The organism is Ideonella azotifigens (genome assembly GCF_006519715.1).
GTDB classification, from domain to species: Bacteria; Pseudomonadota; Gammaproteobacteria; order Burkholderiales; family Burkholderiaceae_C; genus Ideonella; species Ideonella azotifigens.
In genome coordinates, this window is the sequence record NZ_VIDT01000235.1 from 1 (window position 1) to 7,694 (window position 7,694).

Consider the following 7,694-nt stretch of genomic DNA (forward strand, 5'->3'; position numbering starts at 1 on the left):
AGCACGGCAGCCGGCACCGCCAGCGGCGTGGCCACCGAGATGGCGATCGACAGCGCCGAGGCTTCGCTGGCTTCCGATGGGCCCTGGTGCGCGAGCACCGTGTGCGGCCAGCTGGCCAGGACCAGCACCATGCCGAGGCTGACCGAGACGGCGCCGCGGGCGGTCTTGCGCACGGTCTTCGTGGCCGGCTTGAGAACAGTGGTCGTGCACATCAGCGAGTCTCCTCACGCAGGGCTTCGCGGCGGCCGGCCAGGCGGGCTTCCAGCAGGTCGGCGTCATGCGCGTCGCGCAGGGTCTTGGCCAGCGTGAACACGCTGGAGATCAGGAACAGCCACGACACCAGCAGGAAGGCCTTCCACACCGGCTGTATGCCCATGCGCCACAGGCCCCAGCCCGTCAGCCCCATCGAGAGCAAAAAGCCGCCCCACACCACCAGACGCCACATCGGCGTGTCGACCGTGCGGCGCTGGTTGTCGCGCACGAACTTGGCCAGGCCGAAAGCGCTGGACAGGCAGAACACATAGCCCATGACCATGAAGGCGCGGGCTATGTCGTCGCCCGGCAGCCAGGCCAGGCCGATGGCGCACAGCGAAACGGCGATGCCGAACGACAGCCAGACCTGCAGCCGCCAGGCCGCGGTGTCGCGGCGGACGGCGAGGGACGAGACAGCGGAGGTGTCCATGTCGGTGACGGGAGCGTTGAACATGGACGCGATGTTGGCGAGCTTGCGCCGTAAGTGGCCTGTCTGGATGCTGCGTCGCGCCGGATGGCACATCTGGTATCGTCATTCGATACGTCACCCTCCCGCAGGAGCCCGCATGGCCAGCACCCAGGCCCTGATCCAGGTCATCAAGAACGAGCTGAAGGCCGCCGGCCTGACCTACGCCGCGTTGGCCGGCGAGCTGCAGATGGCCGAGTCCAGCGTCAAGCGCATGTTTTCGCGCGGCGAGATGCCGCTGTCGCGCGTGGACGAAATCTGCCGCGTGCTGAAGACCGATTTCGCCGCGCTCTCACGCCAGGTCGCCGAGGCCCAGCCCGAACGCCGCGAACTGACGCTGGAGCAGGAGCGCGCCGTGGTGGCCGACCGCAAGCTGCTGCTGGTCGCCATCTGCTGCATGAGCCAGTGGTCGCTGGAGCAGATGGTCGGCCACTACCGCATCACCGAGCCCGAAGTCATTCGCCACCTGGCGCAGCTGGACCGCCTGGGCATCATCGCGCTGCGCCCGCTGAACCGCTACCGCCTGCAGCTCGCCAAAGGCTTCCGCTGGCGCCCGCACGGCCCGGTGATGCAGTTCTTCCGCGAAGACGTGGTGCAGGACTTCTACAGCGGCGGCTTCGACGGCGAGGCCGAACTGCTGGCGCTGGTGCACGGCCAGGTGGCCCCGCGCCACGCCATCGCCTTCCAGGAGCGGCTGCAGCGCCTGGCGCAGGACTTTGCGCAGCAGCATCTGTCTGACCGCGCGTTGCCGGCGGACCAGAAGCGGCCAATGACGCTGCTGATCGGCATGCGGGCGTGGCTGTTCGGGGCGTTTCGAGACATGAAGCGCTAGACGGCATTTGTGCTGATAGATAAATACAAAATATGCTATTCTGTTGTAATCTATCGGTATGCCAAAGACTGCGCGTGCGCTGCTTCAACTCCCGCCGGCAACCGTGGGTGCCCTGGAAAAGCTGGGCGCCGACCTGGCCGTCGCACGCTTGCGCCGCAAGGAGTCACTGCGGTCCTGGGCCAAGCGCATGGGGGTGACGGTGTCCACGCTCCAGCGCCTGGAAGCCGGAGACCCGTCGGTCGGCATCGGCATCGTGGCGACGGCTCTCTGGCTCATCCAGCGCGACGGTGAACTGAGGGATCTCGCAGCGCCGGAGCACGACCAGGGCGCGCTTGAACTTGATGTTCGAGCGGCCGTTGCACTAGGCCGTGCTCGCGCCCAGGCGTCGGCCGAAACGCGTTTGAGCAAGCGGGAGCAGGACTGAGATGCGCCTGGACGACCTGTCCCTTTGGTACCTGGGCGAGCCCGCGGCACCGCGCCTGGTCGGCGCGCTGAAGTTGGTCGCTGCGGGCAAGGGCGTCTCGTTGCGCTACGCCCAAGCGTGGCTGCACGACGGATTCGCGCTGAGCGAGGACCTTCCCCTGGTCGACAACGAATTCCTGCCACCTGGCCGCTTGGGCGCAGAGGGGCCGCGCGCGGTTGGCGCCGTTGACGACGCGCGGCCGGACCGGTGGGGCGAGAAAGTCATCCGCTTTGTCGACAAACCCAAGCGCCTGTCCTTGATGGAGTACCTCTATTACGCGGGCGACGACCGATTCGGCGCGCTGGGTGTCTCCACATCGTCCAGCGTCTACAGCCCCAGAGCCGGCAGTCCATTGCCTCGACTCGACCAGGCGCAGCAGCTCAGCGAGGTCGTGGCCAAGATCGAAGCCTCGGAGCCGTTGAGTGCGCTGGAGGCCAAGATCATTGCGGGTGGCGGCAGCCCGCTCGGCGGCGCAAAACCCAAGGCGCTGATCGAGATCGATGGCGAGCAGTGGGTCGTCAAATTCTTCAACAACGAGCCAGTTGACGCGCCGCTCGTTGAGCACGCAACGATGACGCTGGCCGCGCGTGCCGGCATCACCGTGGCAGAGACACAGGTCATCCGGCTGGAAGACGCGAACGCCATCGCGATCCGCCGCTTCGACCGCGAGCAAGGCCTTCGCATCCACAGCATTTCGGCGGGCACTGCCATTCGCGCTGCCACAGCCTCTGGCGCCGAGCCCGAGATGGGTTACCCCGAACTCGCGCGCATCCTGCGCCGTGTTGGCCTCACGCAGGATGACACCCACCTGCGCGATGCACGCGAGCTCTTCCGGCGCATGGTCTTCAACATCCTGCTCGACAACACCGACGATCACGAGAAGAACCATGCCCTGCTGGTCGTGAACCCATACGACCATGGGCGCTTGAAACTCGCGCCCGCCTATGACGTTTTGCCGACCAACTCTGGCCAGGGTTATCAGGAGTTCATCTGCGGCGCCGAGGGCCGGGACTCGACGCTGGCCAACGCGATGTCACAGTGCGAGGCCTTTGGCCTGCGCCCGGACGAGGCGGCCGCCGAAGTGGTCGCCGTCATTGCGGTGGTGAACGAGTGGCGAACGCACTTTGCGCAGGCCGGCGTGGCGAGCCGGGACATCGAGAGCCTGGCCGAGCGCGTCGATGGCGAAGAGCTCCTGCGCCAGCGCGAAAGCTTCGACCCGGCGCAGTTTCAGGCGTCGCAGTCGAGACCCCGGAAAACGAGTCCGTTCCGGCCCACCTGACGGGCAAGCCCACCCCCCGCTCACCGCACCGCCAACTCCGCGCTCCGTGACACGAAATTCCGCCAAGGTGTCCCCACGTTGAACCCCGAGGCAATCATGGAGGCCGCCGAAGCGGGCGAGCGCATCCGCAAACTTTTAGGCGTGCCAATGTGCCAGCTCATCCCTCGAGAAGCAGATGACAGCAATGGTTTTCAGAGGCGAAACTGCGGTCATGCGCAATGCCTCCAAAGACCTTAGACCAACCGGCCGCTTCGGGCGGCGGTTGTCCATTTGACGTTAGAGCGCTTCATATGTCAGACCACATTCAGCACGACGAGTACGAAATCTCCACTGATCCGGAGCGGCTTGACGTCACATCCATTCATGCGTTTCTCACACAAAGCTACTGGTCGCCCGGCATTCCGCGCTCTGTAGTCGAGCGCGCCATCAGCAACTCCCTGTGCTTCGGCCTGTATCGCCGGGCCGAGCAAGTAGGGTTCGCTCGTGTGGTCACTGACAAAGCCACGTTCGCCTATCTCGCAGACGTATTCATTCTTAATGCACATCGAGGCAAAGGCTTATCGAAGTGGCTAATGCAAGTCATCACGGAGCACAAAGACCTGCAAGGTCTTAGGCGCTTCATTCTCGCAACCAAGGATGCACATGGCTTGTACAAGCAGTTCGAGTTCAACGCACTGGCCAATCCGTCGCTCATGATGGAAATCCTCAAACCCGATGTTTACCGCCAATCGCTCTAACCCTTCCATCGAGAGGACGTCACCCGGCAAGCCGGGCGCCGCCTCTCATGTCAAACGTGAGGGCGCAATGAACATCTGGATTTCCGCGATCGCAGCCGTGGCTGTCCAGCCACTGGTTTTTCTGCTTCGAGTCCTTCCTGACTATCTGTCGTCACCTCAACCGCTCTACGAAGTTGGCCTTATGGTTGTGGCTGTAGTGGCGGTTGGCGCGGCTGTAGTTCTAGTCCTTGGGATTCCCGCGTTCCTTGCACTACGGAGGTTCCGCCGCGAAGGCTGGGGTTCTCTAGGAGCCGCGGGAGCCCTTCTGGGAGCATTGCCAAGAGCGTCTTCCTGGCCGCGCACCCTCGAAGGCTACTCGGCCGGTCAGAACTGGCATGGCAACTACATTGAAACCTATGTCAACGGCACTCCGACCACGTATGCCTGGCTCACCTACGCCGAAAGCGTCTTGCTGTTCGCGCTGCATGGTTTGGTCGGCGCGCTCGTGTTCTATGGTGTCTGGCGCTCGCGCCAGCGCCCTAACCAATCATTCCAGCCAACCGCCTTCGGCGGCGACTGAATTCGTTAGGCCGCAAAACTAACCAAGGTGCCAGCATGCTCTTCCGAAGAACAGCCGAGACCGAAGACCTGGTGGCACTCACTGCTTTGATTCGTGCCGCCTACGCGCCGCATGCGTTGAAGGGGCTCCGCTATTGGGCAACCCACCAGTCCGTCGAGGACACAGCCAGGCGCCTTTCCCGAGGCGTCGGCTTCGTTGGCGAGGTAGATGGAGAACTGATTGCCACCATCACGCTCAGCAAACCCGACCCCGAGTCCAAGGTTCTGCTCCTGCGCGACGAGTACACGTGGTCGTTCGGTCAGTTTGCCGTCGCGCCAGGACATAAGGGCAAGGGCTACGGAAGGTGCATCCATGATGCTGCATTGCAACATGCCGTTCTCGGGGGTTGCCAAGTCATGGCGCTCCACACAGCCGAGCCTGCTACTGAACTGATCGAGATGTACCGATCCTGGGGCTATGCTCAGGTCGGCACCTGTGACTGGCGACCACACACGAACTTCTTGAGCGTCCTCATGACGAAGCCCCTCGCCCCTCAAGCAACCAGCAATGCGGCCTGACCCTTCGTCAAGGAGGCGTCCCGCAAGCGGGCCTCCCCTTGCGTTAGGCGTCAGAAGGCACCCTGATCCCAATGACGACGTCGGGCTTACGTGTCGAAAATGAGCGCCTCCATTCGTCGTAAAGGTGGAGCGACAACGTTCCGCAACTCTACGTAAGGAGACCGACATGCGATTCATGGTGCTGATCAGGGCTGACCGCAACAGCGAAGCGGGCGTGATGCCCAGCGAACAACTGCTCGCCGAGATGGGCCGGTTCAACGAAGACCTGGTGAAAGCCGGCGTCATGCAGGCCGGCGAAGGACTGCACCCCAGTTCCAAGGGTGCCCGTGTGCGCTTCTCAGGTCACGAGCGCAAAGTAGTTGACGGCCCCTTCGCCGAAACAAAGGAGTTGATCGCAGGCTTCTGGATCTGGAAGTGCGCCTCGTTGCAGGAGGCAATCGATTGGGTCAAGCGCTGCCCTAACCCGATGCTGGGCGACTCGGAGATCGAGATACGCCAAGTCTTCGATACCGAGGACTTCGGCGAGGCCCTCACGCCAGAGTTGCGCGAGCAAGAGGAGAGACTGCGTGCGCAGATCGCCGGGCAGACTGACGCCTAGCCCTTTACAGGGACTTCTCCGCGCGTCGATACCAACCGTTGATTGAGGTGCCTTTCTTGCTCGAAAGCGAATTGCGCTCACTTGGATAGATCATGACGAGAACCGACTGCACATTGAGGTCCGGCCCTGCTGCAGTTGAGCCTGGACCGGGCCTTCCATACAGGGCGCTTCAGCGCGCTGCCAACTCCGCACTCAAGCGATCCACCGTCCCCGCAATGCGCTCCAGCTTCGGATAACGCAGCCCACCCCGGTAGTCGATCTTCACCAGCTTGTAGCGCTCGCCCACCTTCACCAGCAGTTCGATCGGCGCCTGGCCGGTCTTGTTGGCGGTGATGGCGGCGGCCAGGCGCTCGGGTTTCCAGCTCTGCATGCCGACGGCCAGCACCTGCTCGCCCGGCGCCAGGCCTGCCTGGAAGGCCGGGCCGTCCCAGCGCACGCCGCCCACGTTGCCGTCCTTGTCCAGGCGCAGGCCCAGCGAGTAGGAGAGGTCTTGCCCGCCGGATTCGCCGCGGCCGTCGTCGGCCTTGGCGAATTCGCTCTCCTTCTCCTCATAGACCAGGCGCCAGCCGCTGCGGGCCAGGCCGCCCAGCGGCGCGGCATCGGCACCGGTGCGGTCCAGCCGCTCGCGCAGGAAGCGGGCCCAGTCGTGGGGCTGCACGCCGTTGAGGGCCTTGACCACGTCGTCGAAGGCGTAGGTGCGCGGCAGGATGCTGCCGTCCGGCGCATTGGCATGCGCTGCACCGAAGAAGGCGCGTGCGAAGTCGTCCAGCGAGCGCTTGTCGCCGCTCTGCTCGCGGATCAGCATGTCGGCCTCCAGCCAGATCAGCCGGCCTTCCTCGTAGTAGTCGCGGCCGCGCTGCCAGTCGCCCCAGGGCTTGTTGCGGCTCGCTTCCATCGCGCCTTCGTTGGTCGTGTCCTGCAAGGTGCGCCAGCCACGGCCGCCGCGCGCGGCCAGGTCGGCGGCGTTGTGCGCCAGGTTGTCGCGGAACTCGGCCGCTGTCACCAGCCCGCTGCGGGTGGCCAGCACGTGGCCCCAGAACTGGGTCTGGCCTTCGTAGACCCACAGCAGCGAGCCGCGCATCGGCTGGTTGAAGTTGGCGGTCCACAGGTCGTCGGGCCGGCGGAACTTGCCGTTCCACGAGTGGGTGAACTCGTGCGCCAGCAGGTCGCGGCCACGGGCGGCCTTTTCCCAGTCCTTGAAGTAGCCGGGGCGCACGCCGTTTTCACTGGACTCGTGGTGCTCCAGCCCGATGCCGCCGAACTCCCGGCTTTGCGACAGCAGGAAGTCGTAGTGGCGCCAGTGGCGAGCGCCGTAGAGCTTGTCGGTCTGCTGCACCAGCTTGCGGTGGGCCTCGATCTGCTCGGGCTTGGCGTCGAGCTGGTCGGCCTCGTCGGCGAACAGGTTCAGCGCCACCGGCTGCGGCGTGCCGGGCGGGTCCAGCTCGATGCGCTTGGCGTGCATGCCGGCGAACAGCGGCGAGTCGACCAGCGTGGTCGCCGAGACGCTGCCAAACGCCATCCAGCCCTGGTCATCGGCCTTGGCCAACTGACCGTCCGCCGCGCGCAGCGCGGTGGCCGCCAGCCAGCCCGTGGGCAGCTTCAGCCGTGGCTGCACGCTGATGCCGTCGGTCGCATGGCCGGCCGGGTACAGCAGCACGGTGTTCCATTGCACGCCCAGCAAGGCCGGCGACATCGACACTCGGCCCTGTTCGGACTTCAGCGGGCTCAGGTGCTCGAAGCGCAGCGTCAGCTGCGAGACGCCGGCCGGCACCTCGATGTGGAAGGCGTTGACCTCCACCGGGTCGCGCTGCCAGGCCAGCGGCTTGTCGCCGGCCGTCACCTGCAGGCCGGCCAACGGGTTCGGGTTGCCGGTCGGCCCGTGGTTGCCGGGCAGCCAGCGCGGGTAGAGCAGCGTCAGGCGGCCCGGCACGACGGGCAGTGTCTCGGTGAC

Annotated in this window: 10 protein-coding genes; 7 read left to right on the plus strand and 3 right to left on the minus strand. The window is 65.0% G+C overall.

Annotated features, from left to right (window positions below; all coding sequences use genetic code 11):
- Positions 1-212, minus strand: a 212-nt coding sequence (locus tag FKP22_RS15180; protein ID WP_141288312.1) for a hypothetical protein, incomplete at its 3' end; no start/stop codon positions are given.
- Entirely contained in the window at positions 212-706 is a 495-nt protein-coding gene (locus tag FKP22_RS15185) for a YiaA/YiaB family inner membrane protein (RefSeq protein ID WP_231010516.1), read from the minus strand. The genes FKP22_RS15185 and FKP22_RS15180, both read right to left, overlap by 1 nt.
- A gap of 112 nt (positions 707-818) precedes the next feature.
- Here FKP22_RS15185 and FKP22_RS15190 point away from each other — a divergent pair, with 112 nt between their 5' ends.
- The 7 genes from FKP22_RS15190 to FKP22_RS15220 all read left to right on the plus strand — a co-directional run bounded on the left by FKP22_RS15190 (position 819) and on the right by FKP22_RS15220 (position 5,743).
- Positions 819-1,550 carry a helix-turn-helix domain-containing protein gene (locus tag FKP22_RS15190; RefSeq protein ID WP_141288313.1) on the plus strand — a complete coding sequence of 244 codons (732 nt, stop codon included), beginning with the start codon at positions 819-821 and terminating at the stop codon, positions 1,548-1,550.
- Between the two features lie 103 nt (positions 1,551-1,653).
- Positions 1,654-1,974: an XRE family transcriptional regulator gene (locus FKP22_RS15195; protein ID WP_231010515.1), complete on the plus strand. Its 321-nt coding sequence runs from the start codon at positions 1,654-1,656 to the stop codon at positions 1,972-1,974.
- A 1-nt stretch (position 1,975) separates the two neighbouring features.
- A complete protein-coding gene (locus FKP22_RS15200) occupies positions 1,976-3,292 on the plus strand; it encodes a type II toxin-antitoxin system HipA family toxin (protein WP_141288315.1) in 1,317 nt (438 codons plus the stop codon).
- Between the two features lie 290 nt (positions 3,293-3,582).
- Positions 3,583-4,029 carry a GNAT family N-acetyltransferase gene (locus FKP22_RS15205; protein ID WP_141288316.1) on the plus strand — a complete coding sequence of 149 codons (447 nt, stop codon included), beginning with the start codon at positions 3,583-3,585 and terminating at the stop codon, positions 4,027-4,029.
- Between the two features lie 67 nt (positions 4,030-4,096).
- Positions 4,097-4,588 (plus strand): hypothetical protein, encoded by a 492-nt coding sequence (locus FKP22_RS15210; RefSeq protein ID WP_141288317.1) that lies wholly within the window; start codon positions 4,097-4,099, stop codon positions 4,586-4,588.
- Between the two features lie 35 nt (positions 4,589-4,623).
- On the plus strand, positions 4,624-5,145 hold the full coding sequence (locus tag FKP22_RS15215) for a GNAT family N-acetyltransferase (protein ID WP_141288318.1): 522 nt from the start codon (positions 4,624-4,626) through the stop codon (positions 5,143-5,145).
- A gap of 166 nt (positions 5,146-5,311) precedes the next feature.
- Positions 5,312-5,743, plus strand: a complete 432-nt coding sequence (locus FKP22_RS15220; RefSeq protein ID WP_141288319.1) for a YciI family protein — start codon at positions 5,312-5,314, stop codon at positions 5,741-5,743.
- A 169-nt stretch (positions 5,744-5,912) separates the two neighbouring features.
- Here FKP22_RS15220 and FKP22_RS15225 read toward each other — a convergent pair.
- A partial coding sequence (locus FKP22_RS15225) for a M61 family metallopeptidase (protein ID WP_170200917.1) occupies positions 5,913-7,694 on the minus strand: 1,782 nt, incomplete at its 5' end.

What these genes read in the sequence shown, in the direction of transcription:
- FKP22_RS15210 (WP_141288317.1), top strand. Translation starts at nt 4,097, where the DNA reads ATGAACATCTGGATTTCCGCGATCGCAGCCGTGGCTGTCCAGCCACTG.
- FKP22_RS15200 (WP_141288315.1), top strand. Translation starts at nt 1,976, where the DNA reads ATGCGCCTGGACGACCTGTCCCTTTGGTACCTGGGCGAGCCCGCGGCA.
- FKP22_RS15205 (WP_141288316.1), top strand. Translation starts at nt 3,583, where the DNA reads ATGTCAGACCACATTCAGCACGACGAGTACGAAATCTCCACTGATCCG.
- FKP22_RS15215 (WP_141288318.1), top strand. Translation starts at nt 4,624, where the DNA reads ATGCTCTTCCGAAGAACAGCCGAGACCGAAGACCTGGTGGCACTCACT.
- FKP22_RS15190 (WP_141288313.1), top strand. Translation starts at nt 819, where the DNA reads ATGGCCAGCACCCAGGCCCTGATCCAGGTCATCAAGAACGAGCTGAAG.
- FKP22_RS15185 (WP_231010516.1), bottom strand. Translation starts at nt 706, where the DNA reads ATGTTCAACGCTCCCGTCACCGACATGGACACCTCCGCTGTCTCGTCC.
- FKP22_RS15220 (WP_141288319.1), top strand. Translation starts at nt 5,312, where the DNA reads ATGCGATTCATGGTGCTGATCAGGGCTGACCGCAACAGCGAAGCGGGC.